Source organism: Pseudomonas sp. SD17-1, assembly GCF_029201585.1.
GTDB lineage: Bacteria > Pseudomonadota > Gammaproteobacteria > Pseudomonadales > Pseudomonadaceae > Aquipseudomonas > Aquipseudomonas palmensis.
In genome coordinates, this window is record NZ_CP104044.1 from 2,922,529 (window position 1) to 2,947,402 (window position 24,874).

Below are 24,874 nucleotides of genomic sequence, written 5' to 3' on the forward strand. Positions count from 1 at the left end.
GGGCAGCCTTTCCAAACCGGCACGACAGAGCGTGCCGGTAGTTCTCATCGCTACAGTCTTATTTTTTAATGGAAACGATTGCGGCTTTGCCATCCTTTACCCTAAAGGAAAACGATACATGGTCTCCGACCTTCAGACCTGCCAGCTGATCCTCCGTCACTGAAAAGGCCATAGTCATTGGGGGCCATTGCACCGCTGGCACAGCTCCGTGGGAGATGGTCACCGTATGCTTCGAAGTATCCATAGCCTTGATGGTTCCCTCAGCGTCAGCAACTGGAGCCTGTTTTGTTTCCTGCTCCATCTTCATGCCCTCCATACCATCCATTTTCATACCCGGCATGTCCTGCGAGTAGGCAGAAAGTGAAAACATAAACGCGGTACTGGCAGCTGCGATCAGGGTCAGTTTCATACGAATTTTCCTTGTGGTTTGATCGGTTCAACGATGAGGTGCCGGCGACGCATCAGGCGATAGGCTGCCGGAATGACAAACAGGGAAAGCAAGGGGGCCGTGACCATGCCGCCGACCATGGGCGCGGCAATGCGGCTCATCACTTCGCTACCAGTGCCACTGCCCAACAGGATCGGCAGCAAACCGGCAATAATGACCGCCACGGTCATGGCCTTGGGTCGAACGCGCTGCACAGCGCCTTCACGAATCGCTGCCACCAGCCCGCGCTCAGTGCTGTCGCCGAGGTCTTCCCGTTCGGCCCAGGCATTCTTCAGGTAGAGCAGCATGATCACACCAAACTCGGCGGACACACCGGCCAAGGCGATAAAGCCGACCCCGGTGGCGACCGATAGGTTGAATCCCAGCAGATAGAGGAACCATGCTCCGCCCGTAAGTGCGAATGGCAGCGTGGCCATGATCAGCAAAGCCTCATCGAAGCGGGCGAACGTCAGATAGAGCAGCACGAAGATGATCAGCAGCGTGGCAGGCACCACCAGCTTGAGTCGTGCGTTGGCCCTTTCGAGAAATTCAAACTGTCCTGAATAGCTCAGGCTCATTCCGGGCTGCAACTTGACCTGCTCACTGACGATTCGGCGCAGATCGGCGACCACCGAGGCAATGTCTCGACCACGCACATCGATGTATACCCAACCCGAAGGTCGTGCGTTTTCGCTCTTGAGCATCGGTGGGCCATCCGTGACCTTGACCTTCGCCACTATGCCGAGGGTGATCTGGCTCCCTAGCGGGGTATAGATCGGCAATTGCTCCAAGGCGCCGACCGAATCACGCCACTCCCGTGGGTAGCGCACGCTGATCGGAAAACGGGCGAGCCCTTCAATGGTCTCCCCGACGTTTTCACCACCGATAGCACCGGCCACGATGGACTGCACATCGGCAATATTCAGCCCGTAGCGCGCGGCGGCTTTGCGGTCGATATCCACGTCGATGTAACGGCCACCGGTCAGGCGCTCAGCCAGAGCTGAACTGACACCAGGCACACCCTTGGCAACGCGCTCTACCGCCTGAGTAGCGGCGTCGATCTCCGTCAGGTTGGTGCCGGCAACTTTCACCCCGATGGGACTCTTGATCCCAGTGGCCAGCATGTCGATACGGTTGCGAATCGGTGGTATCCAGATATTCGTCAGTCCAGGGACTCGCACCACTCGATCCAGTTCTTCCACCAATTTTTCCTGGGTCATGCCTGCACGCCATAGCTCGTGCGGTTTGAATTGAATGGTGGTTTCGAACATCTCTAGCGGCGCGGGGTCGGTGGCAGTTTCCGCGCGTCCCGCTTTACCGAAGACATGTTCGACTTCGGGCACGGTTTTGATCAGGCGGTCGGTCTGTTGCAGCAATTGCGCTGCTTTCTGTGCCGACAAGCCCGGCAAAGCCGAAGGCATATAGAGCAGATCACCCTCGTCCAGCGGCGGAAGAAACTCACCACCCAAGCGCGACATTGGCCATAGCGCACTGACAAAAATCAGTAGCGCCAACAGCAATGTGATCTTAGGTCGACGCAAGACCATATCCAAAGCCGGCTGATAGATTCGGATCAGCCAACGGTTTAACGGGTTCTGCTGCTCATTGGGTATTCGCCCTCGAATCCAGTAGCCCATCAGCACGGGCACCAGAGTCACAGACAATCCCGCCGCTGCGGCCATGGCGTAGGTCTTGGTGAACGCCAATGGGCCAAACAGCCGTCCTTCCTGAGCCTCAAGGGTGAATACCGGAATGAACGACAAGGTGATGATCAATAGGCAGAAGAAAAGTGCCGGGCCTACCTCTGCCGCTGCTTCAGTCATCACATGCCAATGACGCTCCCCCGTTAGCTCCTCATCCGGATTGGCTGCGTGCCAGGCCTCGATTTTCTTGTGGGCGTTTTCGATCATCACTACGGCAGCATCGACCATGGCACCAATGGCGATGGCTATTCCGCCCAAGGACATGATGTTGGCGTTGATACCCTGGTAACGCATGACGATGAAGGCAATCAATACACCAACCGGTAAGGAGATAATCGCCACCAGGGATGAGCGCAGGTGCCAGAGGAAGATCCCACACACCAAGGCGACGACGATGAACTCCTCGATCAGCTTGTGACTGAGATTATCGACAGCGCGGTCGATCAGCTTGCTGCGGTCGTAGGTGGTGACGATTTCCACACCAGCCGGCAGACTGCTTTTCAGTTCATCGAGCTTGGTCTTGACCGCTGCAATGGTTTCGCGAGCATTCTTGCCGCTACGCAAAATCACCACACCACCGACGGTCTCACCTTCGCCGTCGAGTTCGGAGATGCCCCTGCGCATTTCCGGCCCTAACTGAATCGTGGCGACATCACCCAGGGTCACCGGCACACCGCCTGAACCCAACTTAAGCGGGATCGCTCGAAAGTCATTAAGTGTCTTTAAATAGCCCGACGCCCGCACGATGAACTCGGTCTCTGCCATCTCCAACACGGCACCACCGGTTTCCTGGTTAGCTTTGCCGATAGCCTCGCTCACCTCGACTTGCGTGATGCCGAGGCTGGCCAGTTTGAGCGGATCGAGCTGCACCTGGTACTGCTTTACCATGCCTCCCACGGTAGCCACTTCCGCAACGTTGGGCAAAGTCTTGAGTTCGAACTTGAGGAACCAGTCCTGAAGAGCGCGAAGCTGTGCCAGGTCGTGTCCGCCACTGCGATCTACCAGTGCATATTGATAGATCCACCCCACCCCTGTCGCATCCGGCCCCAACGCCGGCTTGGCACTGGCAGGCAATCGACTTTGTATTTGGCTCAGGTATTCCAGCACCCGCGAACGGGCCCAATACAAGTCAGTGCCGTCTTCGAACAACACGTAAACGAAGCTATCACCAAAGAAGGAGTAACCACGTACCGTCTTGGCACCCGGCACCGAGAGCATGGTGGTGGCTAACGGATAGGTGACCTGGTTCTCGACAATCTGCGGCGCCTGGCCTGCGTAAGGTGTACGGATGATTACCTGTACATCAGAGAGATCGGGCAGCGCGTCTATAGGGGTGCTCTGCACCGACCAAATGCCCCAAGCCGTAACGAACAATGTCGCCAGTAGCACTAGGATACGGTTGGCCACTGACCAACGAATCAGGGCCGCGATCATGGCTGGCTCCCCGATTTATCCAAGCGATCCACACGCAAACCATCATCGGTTTGAGTAACTCCGATACGAACCTTGTCACCCGTTTCAAGTCCCTGCATCAGTGCCGGTTTGGCAAGCGGGAAAGTCATCGTCATACCAGGCATGCCCAACGTCTTGAAAGGGCCATGGGCAAGAGTGACCTCTTTGTCGTTGATCTCAACAATCTGCCCATCCGCTTCATGTAAGCTGGAGCCTGCTGCACCTGGTGGTGACTCGTCCTCCGCCCCTATGACAACGCCCTTAAGGCTGGCCTCCGAGTCGAGCAGGAATTGGCCAGACGTAACCACCTTCTGACCTTCTTCCAAGCCCTTCAGGATCGCCGTTCTACCATCGCTTTCCTGCCCAAGTTGGATCTCCACAGGACGGTAGCGACCCGCGCCTGCGGCGAGCATCACCAGAGCACGTCGACCAGTGCGAATGACGGCCTCGCTTGGCACCCACAGGACACTCTGCTCGGTCGAGCGGTTCAGACGTACCTCCGCCGACAGACCTGGTCTCAGGTGACCGTCAGGATTGGGCAGCTCCACCCGCACACGAATTGTGCGACTGTCCGAGTTGGTCTCGGGCAAAATCGCGCTGACCTTGCCATTGAGTGTTGTTCCCGGAAAGGCAGGCAAGCGCGCTTCGACGGTCTGTCCTAAGGTGAGAGTTCCGGCTTCCGATTCTGGAATGGCCACGGCCAGCCAGATACTGCTCAAGCCGTTCACACGTGCCAGAGTATCGCCAATCGCCACGGTCATGCCTGCACGAACATTCAATTCTTGCAGCACACCACCTATAGGGCTGGTGAGCGTCAAGTAAGGCTGAACCTTGCCACTACGCCCGACCTGAGTGATCAGTGCCGCTGGCATTCCCGTGAGCAGTAATCGTTGGCGGGCCGCAGCCAGTAGCTCAGCATCCCCGCTGCGTTTCAGGGCAAGGAACTCCGTCTGGGCGGCTGCCCACTCTGGCACTAGGATATCCGCCAATGCCGCGTTGGCCTTGAGCACGTCACCGGGAGCATGGGCGTAGACCCGCTCCACAAAACCACTGGTGCGAGCCTGAATCACTGCGACATCACGCTCGTTGAACGCCAGGATGCCTGTCACATTGAGGCTGGAATCCAGGACACCACGGGTGACGGTCGCAAAACGCAGCCCGAGATTTTGAGTCAAGCTCGGATCAATACTCACAGTTGCCCGATCCCCTGCACCGCTGGCGTACTGGGGAACCAACTGCATGTCCATGAAGGGGGATTTACCCGGCTTGTCGAATTTTTGTTGCGGGTACATGGGATCGTACCAATACAGGGCTTTCCGCTCGTTTGGAGAATTGAGGCTCTGCTCTGGAACGGTACTTGGCACTTCGCTCATGCGCAGATGAGCGAACCAGTACCCACCGGCTACACCCAATGCCAACGAGATGCCTATCACCAATGACCCACTCCATTTTTTTAGGCTCATTGGCTGGTCTCCCCATAAGCGAAATACAGGCGCGCACTGGTCAGCGCTCGTTGCTCCTCCACGTCGATCTGTTTGAGGCGCGCTTCGACGAGTTCACGTCGGGCGGCAACCACGGCGCTCAAATCGCCTTTGCCCGACCGATAACTCGCCATACTGAGTTCGACCTTTTCCTTGGCCAGAGGCAACAGGCTTTCCTGATTTCGACGTACCGCACGATTCAGGCGCTCATAGTCGGCCAGTTCGCTCTCCAATTGCTGAGTGTGCTCGCGTGACAGGGCTTCGCGCTCGGCCTCGAGCTGGCTGAGTTCAGCCTGCTTGGCAGCGATTTTGGGGGTTTGGCGCGAGTCAGGAAACAGAGGTAAATCCCAAGAAAATTGCACGCTGACCATATCGCCGAACTCACGGCCACGATGCTGGTAATCCACTTCCCAGCTCCAGTCCGACTGCTTCTCTGATACGGCTTCCCGAACCTTGGCCTGCGCTTCGCGGGTCATCGGTGCAAACGCAGCCAACTCGGGATGGTGTTGCAGCCTATGGGAGTAGCCTGAGGTGTCGACCGGCCATTCAGGAAAACTACCCACAGGCTTGTCGTTAGCGGCAGAACCAATCCAGCGTTTGAGAGCCGCTTGTGCTTGCGCTCTTTGGAGAGTCAGATCGTCCTGTTGTTCTGCCAGTTTGGCTGCTTCTTGTTTGGGTGTCACCGCGTCAGCAGGTTGAGCGCGGCCACCGGCAATCTGAGCCCGTACAGTATCGGCTAGCAGGAGATTTTCTTTGTAGAAGTCCTGAAACAGTGCATCTTTGCGCTCAACCGAGTAACTACTGATCCAGGCCAATGCCGTGGACTGGCGTACCTTCAGACGTTCGACTCGACGCTCCGCAGAGGCGCGATCAATAGCTGCATCGGCGACCTCAATCCGCGCTTTGCGCTTGTCGCTGTTGGGCATCTCCTGTCTGACCCCGACCATTTGCATGGTCATGAAGTCTTGGTCGATGCTCCAGCGATCCGGGCCCCCAATGGGGTAGTTCTGCACGCCCATCAGCAGCTTGGGATCAGGTAATTCACCGGCTGGAATAGCTGCACTGCTGGCAGCTTGAATTTTGGCATCTTGTGCGGTCAGCGACGGCGCATTGTTTTCGGCCAGACGCAGAGCTTCATCGAGCGTCAATGGCGCAGCGAAGCTCGGCAATGCCAGCACGCTTGCCGCCAAGCCGGCCATAAGAGACCAGCCTGTGCAATTGCACTTGGAGTTCATGTTTACGATTCCTGTGATCATCCACTGCAGGCGAAAAAATGGAACGCGCGCAGCTAGTCCATCCCGCTAATGCGGAATGAGGCTCAATGTTGGAAAGGAATCAAACGCGTGGCGGTCGCCATACCCCGGACGGGGTCTGTACAGGCAGAGAATCGCTGATGAGGGAAAGCACTACGGGGCTGAACACGGTCACAGGAGGCTTGAAGATTGAGACTTGCAACATACCGCCCGACTTGCACTCCTGGCCCGGCTTGCAAGGTTTGCCGTGTTCGACAGGGCTTTTCATGTCGTTGCAACAATCCATGCCCATGTCGTCCATCATAGCCATACCCATGGTCTTCATCGGGCAAGGTTCTGTCGGTGCCTGAACCCCCGCCATCCCACTGAGGGGAAGCGCCAGGCTGATCAAGAAGATGAGACAAAACCGCAGGTAGCGTTTCATGGTCTGGAGTGTATTCGCTGAAAATGGCTCTTACAATTGGGCACTGATCATCAAAAAAATGTCGTCAACCTCCAAAGCAGGCAATCAAGCCTTTTAAAAATTAAGCCAGTATTACGCGAAAAAAATTAACAATTTGGCCGAGACAGGCATTGCGAGGCAGTTCCGTAAGGGCTCTCTTGGAATCACGCCCCCCTATTGTCTGGGGTAGATGCCTGGAACAAGAGTTTTCGCTTCAGGCAGGGCCTCCCTATTCAAGGCTCGCTCGATAGTCCGCGTTGAGTATTTTCACTCAGGCACCTATGTGTATGCCTGTGCCTGCAGCTTGACCCCACCGCACACGTCAAGCCCGCTGGCGATATCCGGTAATGAGCAACACTACACCAGGCACCAGAAAGCCGACCGCGGTGTAGCCAAAAGCAGCTTGCCCAGAGGCGCCGACTGCGGCGAACGCAGCGCCGATCGCAATCAGTGGCGCCGCAGCGTAGTAGAACGGTTTGGCTTTATTGGCCATATCTAACCTCCTGTTTGACATACTTTTTTATAACACATCAGTCCGCCGAAAGGCGCGGGCCTGGAGAGCTGTTGCCGTGGCAAACGAAGAACTGGCCGGGCCGCTGCGGCGGCGCGCAAGCACGACCGCAGTAGCGGCCCGCAGACAAGCATGCGGGCAAAAAGGAAGAAACCCGGGGATGAGCACGCTGGGGAGCAACAGGCCGTGGTACCGGGTTTGCGCAAAATGGCATCGAAATCAGCCACTCCCACCAGTCCTTTTGTGTTCCAGCCGGGTAAAGGCGGGATGTAGATCAGGCAGGCAGGTGTTACAATCAGGCACTTCAAGCTCGCGCTCAAGGCGCTGGGCATCCGTGAACGTCGGCAGTACGACACGCGCCACACCTACGCAACCATGTGCCTAATGGCTGGGATGAACCCCGCGTTCATCGCGAACCAACTCGGCCACAGCGTCGAGATGTTGCTCTCTACCTACGCAAAATGGATCAGCTCCTCCTCGGATTGGAAGGAGCTGGAGAAGCTGCCGTCCCGTATCTGACGGGCCCAAAATCGGCCCCAAAAGGTCGGCGGCACCTAAACACACCTCTGGACACCCCGCAGGATAAGCACTTGATTTCTACCGCTAACATCACCATGCCGTCCTGCATGGGGCTCAAAGGGTGCTTATAGGTCGGTTTTATTGGGCCAAATCCCCCCCTGCACCCCATCAAAACTCGGTGATTGGTATCAGAATTGGTATCACTTCAACGTGCCACTGGCGTCCTGCCGACAATTCCACCCCAACTCTCATTAACTATTGTTGCTGCAGCTTCACAAGCTTTGGCGTGCGGCATTGTGAGCGTCCTCCCAACGTACCTTTCATAATTGAATGGGTGTCCAGCAGGTACTGAGCTTGCTCACTCGTCAAATGGGCTGATTGAATACTCGAGTTGTGCTTGAATGATATTTGTCAATCCCGCTATATCAGTCACCGTTGGGAGCATGAGTATTGTCACCAGAAAGTCACATCAAGATGGCTACGTCTGATTCCGCGTGGTCAGTTTTTCTGGTGTTTTTGCGCTTGGGACTAACGTCTTTCGGCGGCCCGGTTGCCCATCTGGGGTACTTTCGTGAAGAGTTCGTAGCCCGGCGCCAATGGCTTAGCGACCGCAGTTATGCCGATTTGGTCGCTTTGTGCCAATTCCTTCCGGGGCCTGCGAGTAGCCAAGTTGGCATAGGATTGGGACTGTCTCATGCCGGATTTTCTGGAGCTATTGCTGCATGGGCAGGTTTCACATTGCCATCGGCTCTAATGCTGGTTCTGTTCGCTAAGGGTATGTCCACTTGGGGAAGTGCTTTCCCAAGCGGTCTATTGCACGGCCTTAAAATCGTCGCGGTCGCTGTCGTCGCTCAAGCAGTCTGGGGAATGGCCCGCAATCTTTGTACCGATGTGCTTCGCGTGACTATCGCCGCATTCTCTGCCTGCGCTGCACTCCTGTGGCCCAATGCATTGGGACAGATTGGTGTGATCGTCTGCGCCGCCCTCGTCGGCTTGATGCTGCTTAAAACCACACAGCGCCAAGCCGCGGAATCTTTGGCGATCTCGATCACCAAGAAGGTGGGTGCGATCTCCTTGGTGGTGTTTTTCAGCTTGTTGTTTGGCCTTCCATTATTGATGCAGTTTTGGCCCTCTCAAACGCTAGCTATGGTGCACGACTTTTACCAGGCCGGTTCATTAGTCTTCGGAGGGGGGCATGTTGTGCTGCCGTTACTTCAGGCGGCAACGGTACCCAACGGCTGGGTAGCCAACGACACTTTCCTGGCTGGGTATGGCGTAGCGCAGGCAGTACCGGGCCCACTCTTTAGCTTTGCAGCATTTCTCGGTGCCTCCATGAACGTCCAGCCTTCTGGCTGGGTGGGCGCATCGGTGTGCCTCATCGCTATCTTTGCACCTTCATTCCTCCTCGTGATTGGCGCGTTGCCTTTCTGGGAGCAACTGCGGCATAGCTCTCGCACTCAGGCGGCGCTTGCAGGGGTCAACGCGGGAGTGGTCGGGCTTCTCCTGGCGGCCTTGTACAACCCGGTCTGGACGAGTGCCATATTAGCTCCCCAAGACTTCGGGTTGGCGCTGATAGCCCTTGTTGCCTTAATGTTCTGGAAGGCTCCTCCTTGGTTAATTGTATTGGGCAGTGGCTTGATCGGATGGTTGCTAAGTATTGTTTTTTAAAGAAAGCCAGCTAATTCAGCATAGCTAAGCCGCGCTCGTTCTATAGGCGTCAGCTGAACCAAGCTTGCGTGATAAAACAGGGGTTCATCTAAGCGGCAGAAGCTCGGCGATCTCGCTTGGCCGCTGCAAAGCGAGCCGACGATTTACTCCGCTGCACCTTCTCCAACCGAGTATCCTTCGACGTATATTTCGCACACTACTGTCCCATGGACACGCCGTCTCAATGACGAGTTGCGGGCCGCCCGCCCAAGGCGCTCAGCTGGTACTCGCTCACAGCCTGCATAAGTGACTCTGCCTCAAGGCGCAGGCACTCGACATCCTCAGCAGGAGCAAGTAATTCCAGCGCTTCGTGATAGCGCCGCACCGCATCCATCGCCTGCTGCATCAGCGGCTCACCCGCCGCCATCTTCTCCTGCAAGTCGTCCATGCTGTCCTCCGGCTTCGGTGAGAGCACTATAGGTCAACGCCTATTGGGCTCTGCAAAAGGGCAAAAGCATCAATGTCCGCTTACGGCCAGAACCGGACGGTCACAACATGTTCCAACTGATATCGATAAGAGGCAATCCCCTAAACGCTCTTGAGAAACCTATGCCATCCGTACTGGTTCGTATGTATCAATCGCCGTGTTGACGGTTTAGGGGACTGCATCAGGCGTTTGACGTGTGTCAGGGTCTATACTAATTTCGCTCTTTTGATCAGATCCACCCTTAATCACCGCACAGCCCACCAGGCAGAACACGTGAAACATTCGACATTTACTGCCGCGCTGCTCTGCCTATTACTTGGCACTCCCGTCAGGGCCGAGCAGTATCAGGTCGTTACTGAAGAGTGGGCGCCGTACAACTACCAGCAGAAAAATCAGCTCACCGGCATGGCCACGGAGATCGTTCGAGCCATAATGGCGCGGACCGGGGATGACTTTGAGATGGTGCTGCTGCCCAGTATGCGAAGCGCCCGTGCATTGAAGACCCGGCCCAAGACCATCATGTATTCACTATTCCGCACGGCAGAGCGCGAACCGCTATACAAGTGGGTCGGACCGATCGTGGAAGAGTCCATTCACCCCTATCAGTTAGCCAATGCGCAGCAGCCGGTGAATTCCTTGGAGCAGCTACTTCGCGCCCCAAAAATTACGACGAGACATGCCGGCCTGATACCCGAGACTCTTCAGTCGCGGGGCTTCAACAACCTCGAAAAAAGTGCAACCCAGAGCCTGCAGCTCTATCGCATGCTGCTAGCCGGGCGCACCGATATCATCATAGGCGACACCGATGCGGGAGTGGTTTACTACAGCCGCCAGTTGAACATCGCCCCCGGCACGCTGCGGCAGATTCCTATCGAGCTCTATCGCTCATCGCTGTACATCGCCTTCAGCCGCGACTGTGACGACGAACTGGTAGCCTCCTGGGCCCACGCCCTAGAGCAACTGCGCCACTCGGGCGAATTGGAGCGCATACAGGATCGATACGATTACCCCATCGGGCAATGACAGCGCGGAACCAGCGCAAGCCCGCTTCGCCCTTATCCAGCTTCGCTCTCACTCAACGCGGAGGATAAGTCATGAACATTTTTGCAACACGCAGCCATCAGCCTTGGAAGTGAATGGCCGCATGGCGACGGTCGGTGTCAGGCCGTCGCTAACCGGCCAGTAGCACCCGCTCGCAATCGGTAGTTTCCATACCGCAGCCGTCAGCCGTCGATCAATCTCGTGGGATCTGACCGCTCAAATAGCCAATGCTCGAAAGAAACACGTTGGTATCTCGATTAGAGCGCAGCCGAACGACGCGGCATGTTGATGGCGCCGTCGCCACCAGCTGCTGCATATTCACTCGCGCTGTTTTTTTCGTCCGCCACATAAATCTCAAAAACTCTGGCAGATTCGCCAGCAGTTCGGGGCAGTTGTCCGGCAAATCGGGCCGAGAGCTGCCGCGCTGAATCAGCGTTCTTAGCAGCACGCGCCAAAATCGAAGCGTCCCCGAACGATCAATCCATATCAAAAGATCTGCGCGCGCTACCCGATTCTCCCAAGTAACGGAATGGCCGCCTTCGAATATCCAGCGATCACGAGCCTCGACCTCGGAACAAAGGCGTGTTTTCTCGTCCCGGCTTCGTTCAACCCACCCTGGCTGCCAGTGGATAGTGTCTATATGAACGACAGGTAAGCCCGTGCGCAGACCAAGCTCACGCGCCAAAGTGCTTTTGCCCGACCCAGGTTGACCAATAATCATCACCCGCTGCATCTAAGCTCCTTCTCGCCATACGCGCTATTTTTTGGGGGCGGCTATTTTACGCCAACCTCCAACCCCGTCAACAGGCAGCAAGCCAAGACTTGATTGTCGTGACGTTCCGCTTTGGGTCGTAAGCGGCCGCCTGGACTTGCCTCTCCCAGTTCACCGTCCGATATCTCTGACATACGCTTGGCACGCTCGTAGGGCTATTAGTCCGTCGTCACCATCCCCGGTGATGGCGACAATTCGTTGAGCATGCGCTGGGTCAAGTTCGGCTCGCGCGGTTCCATGAACCACGTCGCAGGTGCCGGTGGCGGCTGACACCCCACCGCCACTACCCTGGGCGGTGGCGGCGAGTAGGACTGACAGCCGCAAATCAGCAGTAGCCAGCCGATCACGAAGGCGATCCCGGGCTTTTTGTGCATCGCGTAATTCCTTGTGCTTGGTTTTTTCATCCGCCTGCAGGCGGTCCTCCAGGGCCCGGCGGCGCTCCTGATCCTGCTGTAACTGATCGAGCACAGCGACCGCCTCTGCCTCGCGCTCAGTCACGTAAGTCTCGGCCTGCTTGGCCAGCAGTGTTTCGTAAGCGTTGGCCTGCCATAGCCATGCGCCAATGCCACCCATCGCGAGCCCCAGTAGCAAGGCCCGCGCGCGCGCGCCCCAGGCGATCACACCAGCCTCCCGCCGGCCGCGATGTAGTGCGCCAGCAGGTCATCCAGCTTGCGCTCATGCTGCCCGTACCCGGCGCCCGGCAGGCTGGCCCAGATATTCCGGCACTTCGTGATCGCCGACTGGATACGGCCGGCGTGCACGTCCGCCAAGGCGCCGCGCTCCTTGATCAGGTGCAGGGCAAGCTTGTCCTGACTGGTGGGCCCGAAGTCGGGCAGCTTGAGCAGGTCGCGGTAGTGCGGCCAGTAGCGCTGGAGTTGCTGGTACCGGCCTGCGGCCGTGGACTTCAGGCCCTTGTTGTTCACGGTCACCAGCACGCCAGGGTGGGCGCTGTAGCTCTTGAAGGTGTTCGGGCTATCGATACCGCCGACAACCACGTCATAGCCGTCGTCGCGGGTGTGCTTGCTGATAGACGTGCCCTCAGCCCAGGCCAGCATGTCGAGGAAAGCGAGTGCATTCTTGCTGCCCGCCAGTGAATCAGAAATTCGAGCCATGTTTTCTCCAGGCAATAAAAAACCCGCTCAAGGCGGGTGTCGGTGTTCAGTCAGGATCAAGCCGGCGGTGCGGGCCAGTCAATGTCGGTCGGGTACCCAGGCTGCTCAGGCAGCCGGACCAGCGCAATTCGGTATTTCTTCCACGCCTTCAACGCAGCGGCTTCGGCGTCGGTGGCTTCGTCAAGGTCGACGGCATCCTGCAGCGGGGCGATTGCCGTGTCGGCTGCGGAGCGACGCACAGCAGCTTCTGCTTGCACGTTTGCCAGGTGCTGCGCTGCAGCCGCATCCTGCTTCATCTCTGCCGTGATCATCTGCGACCAGTCGATGACGCCAACAGTATCCGTCCATGCCAGCCCCAGGGGTTCTGGCTGTGGGTCATTGTCGGTGGGCAGCGGAACCCGGCCGTCTGGCGGATTAACGATGTCCACTGGGAATCGCGACTGCTCACTCGCCTGAGCGCCATGGGGAAGCCTGACAGTCAGCGTAAGCTCTCCAGCGACCCGCTCGATTGCGCCGTAGAGCCAAGAGCAGCTCGTCGCAGTGGCGGGCAGCATCGCGCCGTCGGGCAGAGCTTCGAAATCGAGCTTCATGCCGTTGATCGTGATCGATTCGCCGCTCCTGCTGAGCACGAGTGTTTCGTCTGCACTGAACGGTGACAATTTAATGCGCATCAGTACCACCTCCCTTGCACAACAATGTTTATGGTTCTCACCGGTACGCCAGGGGATGAAGTGAAGTAGGCCTTCACACTGATGTTGTTGGGTTCTACCCGGCCCGCGACCAGAAATGAGTTGTTTAACGCGTCATTGCCGGAGAGGACGGCGCTGCCAGCAATGAACGTAATAGGGGTCGGAGCGCTCATATCATTGGAGACGTGCAGGCCCGCGACAGGAGAAAAAGACGTGGTGGTTACCGTCATCTCGGCGGTCGCACTGCCGTCCGCATACTTCACGTATCTGCCATTAGCGTTACTGCCCTTCTCAAATATTGCACCCGTGGGGACGCCGCCCGATTGACTCACTGTGCCGACGATATCAGCCGTTGCGGCAGCCTTTAGGCCCAGGCCTGCCCTGGCGGTCGCTTGTGTGCTGCCGCCTGTACCGCCCTGAGCAACGCTCAGCGCGGTTGTCATGCCGGTCAGTGACGTGATGTCGCTATTCGCCCCGCGCGCCGCGGCGCCGATGTTCTCCCGAAGCTTCGGTGCAGTCGTGGCAACGCCGAGCACCGCCAGAGTCGAGCCGAACTGCTCGACGATCTGCCGAAGGCGGTCGGCTGCTTCTTTGACATACCCCTGCATGGGCGCGAGGCCGTAGGTACCGGCCGCGATGGTGGCACCTTGATAGGCAGGATAAATTGAAAGCACTGTACCGCTTGCGATGTTCGTTACTTCATACCAACGGCCATCAGGCCCCTGCAAAGCATCGCCGACGCGAGAGTTCGCTGCGAAGTTTGTACCGGTACCGGTTACGGTGGTTTGTCCTGCCGCGATTGCGACCTTGCCTTCTCTGTACCAGGGCATAAATTCTCCAGGCAATAAAAAACCCGCTGCGGCGGGTAATGTTGATTTTCGAATGCGACTGTTATGTCCCTGGCAAGCGGGCAAAAACAGCTCCGGGCTGCCCCAGATCACTCCAGCCTGTAGTTCCGACTGAATAGATTTGCAGCCGGTTGATTGAGTAATTGAATCTTGCACCACACCAATTTGTGAGGATCTGGTTGGGCGCCATGAGCCCACGAGAAAACGGGTTGATCATGAAGTACTCGTCCGAAGCCAGAGCCCCCACAGCGGCGCACAGGTAGTAGTAGGCATTCCCCAGTGCCAGCTGGACCATGCCCTGATAGCTCCATGAGTTTGTGGCCTTGGTGAATATGATCGGAGTTGACCCGGAGTCGTAGATGATGACTCCGGCCTCGTCCCACATCCTCAACCCCCAACTCGCTGCTGAGCGGCTGGCAAATACAGCTGCAAACCACTTCCCGGTGGGCCGCCAGGTCACATTGCCGCTCTCGAGTCTGAAGCCTGTCCAGTTGCCTGGAGAGCCGGTAATTGTCATTTCCCGATAGAGAATGTCTGGCTGGCTCGGCGAGTTGCGAATGAAGATGCAGGGCGGCTCGGTCGTTCTTATCGGGGCCGGGAACGAGACGACTACAGTGCTTGAACTTGTCGCGGAGTAAGTCCCGCTGTACAGCGCGCACAGCCTGGGGTTGTCGGAGTCGATCTGCACGTAGTCATCGTCATTTCTAACGTAAAGTCCAAAGCTCAATTCTTGAACCTCATTACAAGAAGACGAAATTGAATGTGTGAGCCGGAATCCTCAGTGCCGGGCTGGTTCGGGTGCTTTGATCGCACGGTCACATTGCCTACCGCCACCCTCATATAGGGCATTGCGCTTTCGTTGAACTCGTTTTTGCGCGCAGTTGTTGGAAGGATCACGGCCGTGCATGTTGCCGGGTTGAACCCTGAAATGGGGACAGAAACGACTGCCCCATTTCCAGTGAGCGTATAGGTTTGGCTGTGAAGCACTTGATAGGTGAAGCTGTCGGTATCAAGCTCTACAACACCGTCTTCACTGAATGTCCTTAGACCGTAACTCATGCCGTCAGATCTCCAAGTTGCACGCGCAGCCGGTCATTGCTGTCGAAAACCTTCACGGCACGGTGCGTGATCGTGAGCCGTCCCTGCCCCGCAATAGCGCCGTTGATCTCGAGTGTTCCGTCCTTGTTCAGTCGCCAGCCTTGGACGCCCGGCACGTAGTTCGTCGAACTGATGAAGCTCCCGATCTTGGCGTTCGTGATCGTGCCGTCAGCGATGAAGGCTGCCTGGATAAACGTCTGCCCATCCTGGATCGCGAAAAACGATGCGGGAGTGCCGTTGATGTCGTTGACCACGGCGAACCTGTCGGCATTGATGATGAACTGGCTCTGCAGGCCCGCTGGCCCGTTCTCGATGCCAAGGCCGATACCGGCGACAACGTACTTGCCTTGCGAGTTGAGCTGCATCTTCACAGCCCACATCGTCGAGGCCTTTTCATCGGCATTGACCTGGGCCTGGCTGATCGTCTGCACGGCCGCCGTCGTGTCATTCATCGTCGCTTCGAGCGTCTCGGTCTTGCGCACGATGACTTCATCGCGAGAGGCGCTGACCTTCACTTCCTCTGCAAATGCCGCTGTCGCGTCCCACTGGTGGAGCGCGCCGGCCAGATCGCCTTCGGCATCGGCGTCACGAGCAGACGCCCGCAGAGCCTGCAGGCTCTCGGCCGTCGCCGTGACCTTGCCGTCGACAGTCTCGATGTTGGTCTTGTTCGTCTGCACCTGCTGTGCAAGGCCGTTGGCCGCTTGCACAGACTGACCAACATCGATCCAGAGGTTCGCGTTCGGCGGAGAATTTGCACCCGAGGCATCGGCAGGAACAGGGCCTTTTGCCTGGTAGATCCGACCATCGACCACGACCATCTGGTCTTTCACGTATGGCTCACCCGGCTCGTATGCCTTGAGCCCGTCCAGCGCATCGATCTGGTCTTGCAGGCCATCGATCTTGTCGATGAGCTCCTTGCCCAGCTCAGTCTCGCCAATTTGCCCTGCAATGAGGTCGAGGATCGGCGAAGCATCCATGCCGCTCTGCCCCAGTACGCCGTTGTCCACGGGATACCATGGACCGATGTTGCCGGTGCGGTCGACGAGGCGTGCCCAGAAGAAGAACGACACGCCCGCAGCCAGCCCCTGCAGCATGAAGTCACGCTGCGGGTAGGCCAGGTCGGTGAGTTTCGTGGCCACCGACAGGTCATTGCTTGGGCTGTACCAGATCTCAGTGCGCTGGGTGTCTTCTGCGCCTTCTGGGAAGCCCCAGCGCAGGCCGATGGCAAACAGCTCGCTGGTGGCCAGCAGGTGGGTAACTGCCGGCGGCGGCGTGGTCTTGCCCGCCACCTCGGTCAACATTGAGCTGGCAGGCATCGACGCCACGTTCATCGCGTTTACGGCGCGCACGCGAGCCAGGTACTGGCCGGCATACACGCCGCGCACGTCGGCAGAGAGCTCGCCAGTGCGCGGCAGCTTGATCCAGTCCCGCGCACCCCAGCGCCATTCGACCTCATAAGCCACGGCCCCCGGCGCGGCATCCCACCCGATTGTCATGGTGGTGACAGCCAGCCCCTGCTCTATCGAACTGTGGCTCCTGATCAATACCTGCGCCGGAGCTTCCTGCACACCTGGCGGCAGCACGCTGATCGGCCGATCGTCGATCACTGCGCCGTAGTCAATGACATCAAACTTTTCTGGCTCGTGCTGGATCAGCTCGAACTGGAACTGGTGCCATTCCGGGCGCGTCACGTTGCGCACGAAAAACTGCATCAGCTTCAGGTCGTCGAAGTCCAGCGCCCAGGCGCATTCCGGCTGCGGGGCCTCGCTGAAATCGGCGATCACTGTCACAGCCCGCCCGGCAACCGATCGAACTTGCCGGGTTTCAGACTTGCCGCTGGGCAGGTTGACCAGCAGGCGGGCACCGGGTGTCACCTCGGTATCGCGGTCGAGGGTGATAACCCGGCCTGCGACTGCAGCGATACGCCCGCCGTTGGCGCGGCCAGAGAGCATCGGATCAGACAGGGCGATCACCTGGCCTGGCCGCGGGATATGCCCATCGAGCCCAACACGAATAGTCGCACCCCGAGTTTGCAGCTGCTCGGTCATCAGCGCCCACTGGCCGGCGCGCTGCGCCTGGCCGAGCGATGTGCACCCCAGCGCCTCGACGGACACTTCGCGCACGCCGATTTCGGCCATGGCCTCGTCGTCGAAGATGGGCTCCTTGTCGGTCTCGAAGCCCTGGGCCGGGTTGTCCCAAGCCACAATCGCCAGGCTGTGCCGGTCACGCAACCGGCTGCCGCTGTACTTGATTGCGCCGTCGCCCAGGATCTGCGACGGGGTGTAGGTGTACACCGGGTCGCTGGGCATGTCGGCGTTGACGACGATCTGGCTACCGTCCCAGAAGGCCATGCCGTGGAAAATCGAGGCCAGGTCCTGGAGCACCGCATAGGCCTCGGCCTGTTTCTGCAGGTAGAGGTTGCAGGTGAACCGCGGCTCTTGGCCGCCGGCGCCGTTCGGCACAAGCTGGTCGCAGTACTGTGCGATGCGGTACAGAGACCAGCGGTCAATCTGCGTGGAATCGATGCGCTCGCCCAGGCCGTAGTACGGGTTCAGGACCAGATCATAAAAGACCCAGGCTGGGTTGTTCGTGTAGGCCTGCTTGAACGTGCCGTTCCAGACGCCATTGGTGGTACCGGGGCCACTGGTGTGATAGGTCCGTGTCTCCGGCTCGTAGTTCGCCGGCACGCTAACAATTCGGCCGCGCATCAGCGCTGCGACTTTGGCGATGTCCCCGCCGAACTGCTCGGCGTCGTACTCCAGGCAGCCGACGGCGGTCAGCGGGTACTCCTGGTCGCTGTCGACGACCTCGGCGATCGCATCGATCCACATCCCATCCTGCACCAGGGAGCTGTTGGCTTCTGGCGTGATGCGCCGAGCACGCACCGACCACCGGCTACCGTCGGGCAGGTTGATGCGGTGGGAGCGCTCGTACTTGGTGATGTTCTTGCGGTTGACCGAAGACGCCAGTACTTGCTGGTACGGCCCGCTATCGGTGGCCACGTCGATCGCGTAGTCAATCCGCACGCCGTTGATGTTGCCGGACTTATCCTGCGACTGGAGCTGTGGCCAGCTGAAGCGCACGCGCACGGCGTCGACCATAGAATTGGTCACGGTGTAGATGTAGGGGGTGGTGCTGCGCAGTTCCTGACTGACGCCGATCTCGTTACTCGACTCGGCAATACCATCCAGGCGAGGCTGGTTCAGTTGGCCAGAACGGAATTGCCACTTCACACCCGGGTAGTTGATGGTGCCATTGGCGGCCTGGATAGGCGTGTCGCCGAGCTTGATCGACCGCAGGCCATCCACCGGGCCAACAATTGGCCCCCAGCTCCACAGATAGACGATGCGGGCCGTGGCGATGGAGGGCGTGCTGTTCGATGCAATGCTTGGCTGCTTCGGCTTCGAGCTGCCGCCCTTCGCTCCGGCCACACGCTTACGGGATGCCTGCGGCCTCGCTGCAACTGCGCTCATGCGGATCTCCTGAAAACAAAAAACCCGCCGAAGCGGGTTGGTGGTGGCTCAACAGCTACAGCCTGTCCTGGGTGTAAATCCCGCCCGACTCAATGGCGCCGCCGATCTCGCGCTCGCCGTACAGCAGTGGGTACGGGTTGCCCTGGGCGATGGTGGTGACCGCGCTACCGAAGCCGTAACTCGGGTTGTTGCCGTCTTCGTTCTTGGTACCGGTATTGGTGCGCGCCGTTGGCGACAGCATCTGCACCACGCCACCGAGCGACAGTGCAGCACCGCCAGCTATCAGGGCCATGCCGAGGCCCGTGGTGGTGCCGCCGGCGAAAAAGCCAGCGACGACCAGAACGGCCCCGAGGATCGTCTGGAACATGCCGCCCTGCTTGCTGCCCTGAATGATCGGCGCGATGCGGATCTGTCCGGGATCGTCGCCCTTCAGGTCAAGCTCGGCATTGGCCAGGTTTCGGCGGCCAGAGAACACCGCGAACACCAGTCCCCGCTCCTCGCCCGTGCGCAGGAACTTCTCAAACCCCGGCACCATGGCGCACAGGGCGCTGATCGCGTCCCGCACGCTGCACACGTCGAGGGTGAACTCTTTGCCGAAGTGCTTGCGCAGCACGCCGTAGAGCTTGATGGTTCGCATCATGGCCGGTAATCCTTGTGGCGCAGCACCAGGCGCAGGCGGCTGGCCATCGACCAACCGTAGATTTCGCGAGTCGATGCCCGCCCTGCCATGTGGTGATAGATGAACGGTCCGCTGCCACCCAGGTCCGGGGCTGGCTCGCTGACAAAGGCCGGCTCGTCGCCCAGGTAGATGGCGGCGTGGTTGGGGTGGTGGCATGGCCGGCCTGGTGACGGCACGATGAATACCAGCATGTCGCCGCGGCGGGGCTCGTCAACCAGGTAGAAGCCGGCGTCCGCGAAATTCGCCTCATACAGGCTCGGGCCATCACGCTCTTCCCACCACAGATCTTTGCGCTCGAAGTTCGGCAGCACCAGACCGGCCTCGCGGGCGTACCAGTCGCGGCACGCGCCCCAGCAGTCCAGCAGGCCGTGCGCAAAGTCACGCCCCAGTAGAGGCGCCTGGTAGGCCGAAGGCTTGAACCACTCCATCTCACCGCCGGGCCAGCCGACTATGCCCCACGGCAACTCATGCAGCTCACAGCTCACCTGATCAGCCATGCTGGGTGCCGGCGACTTGTCGGGGTGGCTGTGGATGATCGCGAGAACCTGGCCACGGTCTTCAGCCTGGGCCAGGTCTTCGGGGTTCAGCGAGAACTGCTCGCGAGGTGTGCTGGCCTGGTTGCGGCACGGCACATACTCGCGGCCTTGCTCGGTCTTGATCAGCACCCCGCAGGCCTCGTCCGGGTATGCCCGCTCGGCATGCTCGCGAATGGCGGCTTGTAGTTGTTGGTTGATGCGCATGGTTACCTCGAGCTGGCAATGAGACTGGCGCCCATGGAGCCGCCAAAGCGGCGCGTATTACCCCGAGCCTTGCAGCTCTTCCAGCGCCCGCCACAGCGGTCCAGCGCGGGGTTGTTGGTGGGCTCGTCCTTCTTGGTGAACTTGGCTGTGCCGGTGTAGCCGCACGCCTCCTGGCGGTATTGCCCACGGCAGGCCCAGCGGCACAGCTTGGTGATCTGCTGGGTAGGCAGCATCTGCCCCTCCAGGTCCAGCGGGCTGGAGAGCTGGAAGGTCACCTGCTCCCGGTCCTCATCGGTCTTCTGCTCGATGTACCAGAGGTTGATGCGCGCCTGGTTGGCGGCGGCTGGGTTGCCGTCCCGGAAGTTCGCGGCATCCAGGAAGTGGCGAAAGGTCTCGATGACCTTGACCTTGGCGCCGGCCAGGTCGCGCAGGTGCAGGCATAGCGCTGAAATTGCACCCCTCACCCCACCCAGCTCGTTGGCCAGCTGCAGGGTCGGCGACGAAGGCCGGCCATCGCCGCGGATGTCGAACCCTTTCGCCTCGAGCTGGATCGGCTCGTAGAGGTGGCCCTGCCAGATGATGTCGCCCTCTTGGGCGTGGCCGTGGAAGCGCCAGAGGTTACCGCCCAGGCGCGTGGCATCCACTTCGAACAGCCGGATCTGGTTGCCCGGCTCGAGCTTCTGGATATCGGTATTAAAAGTCATGGGGCCTCAGAAACAAGAAGCCCCGCACGGGCGGGGCTTAGTAAGGGGTGAATCGTTGATCGAAAGTCCAGCTGATCGTTACCAGCTTGGAGCTGCCTCTGGCTTTGAGCTTGTAGCCCTTGACGCGATACCGACCCTGCACTCCACCTGGTGGGGTCCAGAAGAAGGTTTTGTAGCCTTCGTGCCGATCAAGGAATTTGCAGATCTCAAGGGCCTCCTCTCCCTGCTCCAACAGGCCTGTGTGAGTTGCATTCCAGGACTGCGACTTCGTATTGATGCCGGTACCGCCTGACTGCGCGTAGCCATCGCCGAAGTCGTTATCCCAAGTGCGCTGACTGATGTCGCCATCGGCGTCCGCCTCTATGTCGAAGTCAAAAGTCTCTGTCATTACCGCCTCCACATAGAGCCACCCTGCCCGAACTCCTCCCGGACAACCTCCCGGCACATTTGCCGGAACCCGTCCTCCATCGCTGCCCCCTGGCGGCGCGCGGCTTCGTCGCTCATACCGGGCTGAGCCTGAACAGTGATCGGTGAGTTGATGATGATCGGGGCGGGGCCGCCGGGCGCTGGCTGGCTCGCGGGAGCGCTGCCCGAAGAAGTGCCCACCATCCCGATCTGGCCATTACTCAGCGCTTCCAGGCGGCCCACGCCAATACGCGCGGTGGCCTCGGCGTCGAACACGTACTCGCCGCGATGCACTGGCCCCGCCACCTCATCACGTCGACCGTGGCCGGTGTAGCCGCCATCCATGAAGCCGGCGCCTGCCATCGCGGTCGCGGTGGATACCGCTGCAACCATTGGTGCAGTTGCAGCAGCAGCCGTAGCGGCGGCACCCGGGGCCAGCGCGGGGCCAACCACCGGAATCGCTGCGGTAGAGGCGTAGGCGGCAAGACTGGCCTGGAACGACGTTGCCTGGGCGTTGGCGACCATGCCAAGGCTCGCAGCGCTCTGTGTCGTGGACCCGACCAGCGCCTGCACTGCCTGATACACAAGCCATTGCGCGGCCATATCGCTGAGGGCGTTTATCATCGACTTCGCCATGCCGGCTGCAGCATCGGCGAACGCATCCTCTGCACTCTTCGACTGAGTGATGATGTCGGAAAAGGCACCGCCCAGCTCACTGGTAGCTGAACCCAAGGTGCCGCTGACAAAGTCGGCTGCCTGGGCCGCGTAGTTTTGGGCGTAGTCGGCGTAATTCTGCCAGGCCTCCTGAGCGCCCAGCAGCCAATTGGTCTGGTGCTCGTCGACCTGCTCGTAGTAGAACTGCTGAGCAATCAGTTGCTTGTTCAGCTCGTCCTGCAGCACCTGGCTCTGGCTGGCGTACAGCTCCGGACTGATCTGCCCAGTGTTGCTTTGCTCGTTGAGCGCCTTCAGCTCCTCGACGTACTTCTGCCGAATCGCCAGGTCGGCGCGCATCCGGTCGCGAGCTTTATCCCCCATGCCGATGCCGGCCAGCTCCTGCGAGTAGCCGTTGATCGTCGTCTGTGTGCCGGCAGCCTGAGCGGCCTTGAACGCGCTGAGCTTCAGGGCGTCCTCGTTGGCTTTCTTGATCTTGTTCAGGCCGTCCAGCTCAGCAGCCAGCTCGAGCAGGCGCTTCTGTTGAACCTTGGACAGGCTCCCCAGCTTGCCCTCCTGCAGCTCGAACGACAGCTTGGCCACCTCGGTGGCGTCCTTCTGCTTGTCGCCGGTGGTGTTGATCAGTTCGATCTGGCGCTTGTAGCCCTCCTCGGTCGACTCGAAATCCTTGAGCTGTTTCTTGCTGGCTTGCTCGCTTTCTGTGGTGGTCTTTCGCTTAGCCTTGACGGCAGCATCATCGGCTTCTTTCTGGGCGTCGCGTGCGGCAGCAACCGAAAGGATTGCCGTCCGCTCGCCCTCAGTCAGATTGGTCCTTTCGGCAATGTACCGCTTCGCAGCGTCGGTACTCGTTTTGTCTTGCGCGGACGCCAGTTGCTTGAGCTGCTGATCCAGATACGTCTGGGTTTCCTTGGCTGCAGTAGTGCGAGCCGCAGCGTTCTCCCGCTCTGACCTAGTGTTGGCATCGGTCTCACCGGTGAGCTCAGCCATTGCGTTCTTGAGGTGAGTGATGACCTCTGCTTTTTCCGCCGCGGCCCCGCCGCCCTCCTCAAGGGCGTCAGCCATCTCAGAAGTAACGCCTGGAATATCCCGCAGGCGGTCAGCCACTTCCTTCCAATCCACGGCCATTCCGGCGGCCTGGTCGGCTGACGCCTTGTCAACGACTTCCATTGCGGCCTGAAACTCGGCCGACAAAGGCACGATCCCGGCCATAAACCCAGATGCGCCGGCCAGGCCGGCGTTGGTCAAGCTGCTTTGAAACTCAAAAGCGATTGAGCCTGCTGCGGTGGTCAGGTCTTTTTCTGCGTCCTCAATCGAAGCCTTTAGCTCTCGCAGAGTTACCGACTGGGTGGCTCGATTGAGCTTGTTGAATCGCTCGACCAGCTTGTCGATTGGGTCGTTGAGATCGCCCAGCTTCTTTTCTAGAACGCCGGTGTTATCACGCAGCGTCAGAAACGCTGTGGCGGCGCCGACTGCCAGCGCGATAATTCCAGCAGGCCCGCCAAGCATTCCGATGAAGCTGAATCCCGCACGCGTAACTGCGGTCTGGGCTGTAGCCACAGCAGCGGTAGCTCGTGCCTCCGCCATTCTTGCCTCAGCAAGTTGCAATGACATTTGCGTCTGAACCGCAGTACCCCTGGCCGCAACTGCCTCTTTTTCCGCCAAGAAGACGGTGGTTCTGGCTTTCTGCTGCTCGGCCTGCGCAGCGAGCAGTACTGCTGCGGTCTGCGACTTTCTGGCTACTGAATCCTTCAATGCTGAGTACACGGCTGTAGCAGACGCGCCGGCGGCACTCGCACCGTACTTCGCCAGAGCAGTAGTCGCTGCGATAATAGCGACATTGGCCAGGGTGTCGAAGTTGTCGCCGAGAAGCGATATCCCCGAACTTATCTGCCCTGTGAAATCAAGCGCCTCGTTGGCCTGACCCACGTAGACGGAAAAGGCGTTGCTCAGGTTCTGAAGCGCGTCCCGGACGGCAACGCCCATGCTGTCAGCCAGCTCGCCGTTGGCCTTGGCCGACTTTTCCAGGCCGTTGGTGAGCAGGTCTAGGCTGAGCTTGCCCTCAATGCCAAGAGAGCGGATCTCTTCTGCGCTCTTGCCGGTGGCTTTTGCCAAGGTTTCAACCACTGTAGGCATCGCCGCAATAATGGACTTCCATCCATCAGTATCAACCTTGCCAGTCTGCAATGCCTTCGAGTATGCGTCGATGGCCGACGAAGCCTTGTCGGCGCTTGCTGAGTTGGTCACCAGCAGGAAGCTGAAGCTGTCCATCACATCCAGCGCTTGGCTTGTGCTCTTGCCCATGGACTTCAGGCTATCGGCCGTGCCGATAAAGAGCTCCTGCGCTTCGCTCAGAGGCCGATAGGTACGCTTGGCCGTTTCAAGCAGACGCTCCTGAACCAGGTTGTACTCGCCAAAACTGCCTGTTGCCAGGCCAATGCGGTCAGACATCTGCGAGTAAGAATCTGCTACATCAATGATCGACTTGACCGATACCGCGCCCGTAGCAGCGGTAAGCGCGGTCTTGATCAGGGCCCCGGCCTTCTGGGCGCTCTCGCCCGCACGGTCGAACGCTGCATCGATTCGCTCTAGGCTTTTGTCGATCTTCCCGGATGCTTGGGCCACGCTAGAATCTGCGCGCGCCATCTCGCCGCGCAACTGAGCGGTAGTCGCTTCAATGCGAACAAGCATCCCCTGGATGTCGGTGTCAGCCATGCTTTTC

The 24,874-nt window shown here is 59.2% G+C and carries 22 protein-coding genes and 1 pseudogene; 3 read left to right on the forward strand and 20 right to left on the reverse strand.

Translation table 11 applies throughout. From position 1 onward, the window contains the following. Positions 1–58 precede the first annotated feature (58 nt). The 6 genes from N0B28_RS13180 to N0B28_RS13205 all read right to left on the reverse strand — a co-directional run bounded on the left by N0B28_RS13180 (position 59) and on the right by N0B28_RS13205 (position 7,251). Positions 59–409, reverse strand: coding sequence for a copper-binding protein (locus N0B28_RS13180; protein ID WP_078480399.1), 351 nt, complete (start codon positions 407–409; stop codon positions 59–61). Continuing rightward, a complete protein-coding gene (locus N0B28_RS13185; RefSeq protein WP_058540155.1) occupies positions 406–3,564 on the reverse strand; it encodes an efflux RND transporter permease subunit in 3,159 nt (1,052 codons plus the stop codon). The genes N0B28_RS13180 and N0B28_RS13185 overlap by 4 nt, the downstream gene beginning before the upstream one ends. Further along, complete coding sequence (locus N0B28_RS13190) at positions 3,561–5,045, reverse strand: efflux RND transporter periplasmic adaptor subunit (RefSeq protein ID WP_229590076.1); 1,485 nt, start codon at positions 5,043–5,045, stop codon at positions 3,561–3,563. Before N0B28_RS13190 ends, N0B28_RS13185 begins: the two co-directional genes overlap by 4 nt. Further along, positions 5,042–6,298 (reverse strand): TolC family protein, encoded by a 1,257-nt coding sequence (locus N0B28_RS13195; RefSeq protein ID WP_043861473.1) that lies wholly within the window; start codon positions 6,296–6,298, stop codon positions 5,042–5,044. The genes N0B28_RS13190 and N0B28_RS13195 overlap by 4 nt, the downstream gene beginning before the upstream one ends. Before the next feature lie 100 nt (positions 6,299–6,398). Next, positions 6,399–6,740, reverse strand: coding sequence for a hypothetical protein (locus N0B28_RS13200; protein ID WP_054914555.1), 342 nt, complete (start codon positions 6,738–6,740; stop codon positions 6,399–6,401). 340 nt (positions 6,741–7,080) lie between these two features. Next, positions 7,081–7,251 (reverse strand): hypothetical protein, encoded by a 171-nt coding sequence (locus N0B28_RS13205; RefSeq protein ID WP_167400192.1) that lies wholly within the window; start codon positions 7,249–7,251, stop codon positions 7,081–7,083. Positions 7,252–7,476: 225 nt separating this feature from the next. On the opposite strand from N0B28_RS13205, the pseudogene N0B28_RS26285 reads away from it, so the two are divergent. Together N0B28_RS26285 and chrA are read left to right on the forward strand one after the other, a co-directional pair. Beyond that, positions 7,477–7,788, forward strand: a pseudogene (locus N0B28_RS26285) (integrase). A 474-nt stretch (positions 7,789–8,262) separates the two neighbouring features. Next, a complete protein-coding gene (gene chrA / locus N0B28_RS13210; RefSeq protein ID WP_123752659.1) occupies positions 8,263–9,456 on the forward strand; it encodes a chromate efflux transporter in 1,194 nt (397 codons plus the stop codon). A gap of 220 nt (positions 9,457–9,676) precedes the next feature. Here chrA and N0B28_RS13215 read toward each other — a convergent pair whose 3' ends face one another. Continuing rightward, complete coding sequence (locus N0B28_RS13215) at positions 9,677–9,883, reverse strand: hypothetical protein (protein ID WP_123752658.1); 207 nt, start codon at positions 9,881–9,883, stop codon at positions 9,677–9,679. A 312-nt stretch (positions 9,884–10,195) separates the two neighbouring features. Between N0B28_RS13215 and N0B28_RS13220 the strand changes: the two genes are divergently transcribed. After that, positions 10,196–10,945: a transporter substrate-binding domain-containing protein gene (locus N0B28_RS13220; RefSeq protein WP_123752657.1), complete on the forward strand. Its 750-nt coding sequence runs from the start codon at positions 10,196–10,198 to the stop codon at positions 10,943–10,945. Positions 10,946–11,156: 211 nt separating this feature from the next. Here N0B28_RS13220 and N0B28_RS13225 read toward each other — a convergent pair whose 3' ends face one another. From N0B28_RS13225 to N0B28_RS13285, 13 genes are all read right to left on the reverse strand, one after another. Further along, entirely contained in the window at positions 11,157–11,696 is a 540-nt protein-coding gene (locus N0B28_RS13225; RefSeq protein ID WP_123752656.1) for an AAA family ATPase, read from the reverse strand. Between the two features lie 150 nt (positions 11,697–11,846). Continuing rightward, the gene (locus N0B28_RS13230; protein ID WP_123752719.1) at positions 11,847–12,308 is read right to left on the reverse strand and encodes a lysis system i-spanin subunit Rz; all 462 of its coding nucleotides are present in this window, start codon (positions 12,306–12,308) and stop codon (positions 11,847–11,849) included. Between the two features lie 44 nt (positions 12,309–12,352). Next, entirely contained in the window at positions 12,353–12,847 is a 495-nt protein-coding gene (locus N0B28_RS13235; RefSeq protein WP_123752655.1) for a glycoside hydrolase family 104 protein, read from the reverse strand. A gap of 56 nt (positions 12,848–12,903) precedes the next feature. Continuing rightward, positions 12,904–13,518, reverse strand: a complete 615-nt coding sequence (locus N0B28_RS13240; protein WP_269210607.1) for a tail fiber assembly protein — start codon at positions 13,516–13,518, stop codon at positions 12,904–12,906. Continuing rightward, positions 13,518–14,366 (reverse strand): hypothetical protein, encoded by an 849-nt coding sequence (locus N0B28_RS13245; protein WP_185061865.1) that lies wholly within the window; start codon positions 14,364–14,366, stop codon positions 13,518–13,520. The genes N0B28_RS13240 and N0B28_RS13245 overlap by 1 nt, the downstream gene beginning before the upstream one ends. Positions 14,367–14,427: 61 nt before the next feature. After that, entirely contained in the window at positions 14,428–15,072 is a 645-nt protein-coding gene (locus N0B28_RS13250; protein WP_196932260.1) for a hypothetical protein, read from the reverse strand. A gap of 35 nt (positions 15,073–15,107) precedes the next feature. After that, positions 15,108–15,443: a hypothetical protein gene (locus N0B28_RS13255; protein WP_148071527.1), complete on the reverse strand. Its 336-nt coding sequence runs from the start codon at positions 15,441–15,443 to the stop codon at positions 15,108–15,110. Further along, positions 15,440–18,955, reverse strand: a complete 3,516-nt coding sequence (locus N0B28_RS13260) for a phage tail protein (RefSeq protein WP_275726592.1) — start codon at positions 18,953–18,955, stop codon at positions 15,440–15,442. Before N0B28_RS13260 ends, N0B28_RS13255 begins: the two co-directional genes overlap by 4 nt. A 55-nt stretch (positions 18,956–19,010) precedes the next feature. Further along, positions 19,011–19,595: a tail assembly protein gene (locus tag N0B28_RS13265; RefSeq protein WP_275726594.1), complete on the reverse strand. Its 585-nt coding sequence runs from the start codon at positions 19,593–19,595 to the stop codon at positions 19,011–19,013. Continuing rightward, entirely contained in the window at positions 19,592–20,374 is a 783-nt protein-coding gene (locus tag N0B28_RS13270; RefSeq protein ID WP_275726596.1) for a C40 family peptidase, read from the reverse strand. The genes N0B28_RS13265 and N0B28_RS13270 overlap by 4 nt, the downstream gene beginning before the upstream one ends. Before the next feature lie 2 nt (positions 20,375–20,376). Beyond that, positions 20,377–21,078: a phage minor tail protein L gene (locus N0B28_RS13275; RefSeq protein WP_275726598.1), complete on the reverse strand. Its 702-nt coding sequence runs from the start codon at positions 21,076–21,078 to the stop codon at positions 20,377–20,379. Between the two features lie 37 nt (positions 21,079–21,115). Then, positions 21,116–21,466: a phage tail protein gene (locus N0B28_RS13280; protein ID WP_275726600.1), complete on the reverse strand. Its 351-nt coding sequence runs from the start codon at positions 21,464–21,466 to the stop codon at positions 21,116–21,118. Next, on the reverse strand, positions 21,466–24,867 hold the full coding sequence (locus N0B28_RS13285) for a tape measure protein (RefSeq protein ID WP_275726602.1): 3,402 nt from the start codon (positions 24,865–24,867) through the stop codon (positions 21,466–21,468). The genes N0B28_RS13280 and N0B28_RS13285 overlap by 1 nt, the downstream gene beginning before the upstream one ends. Positions 24,868–24,874: the final 7 nt, after the last annotated feature.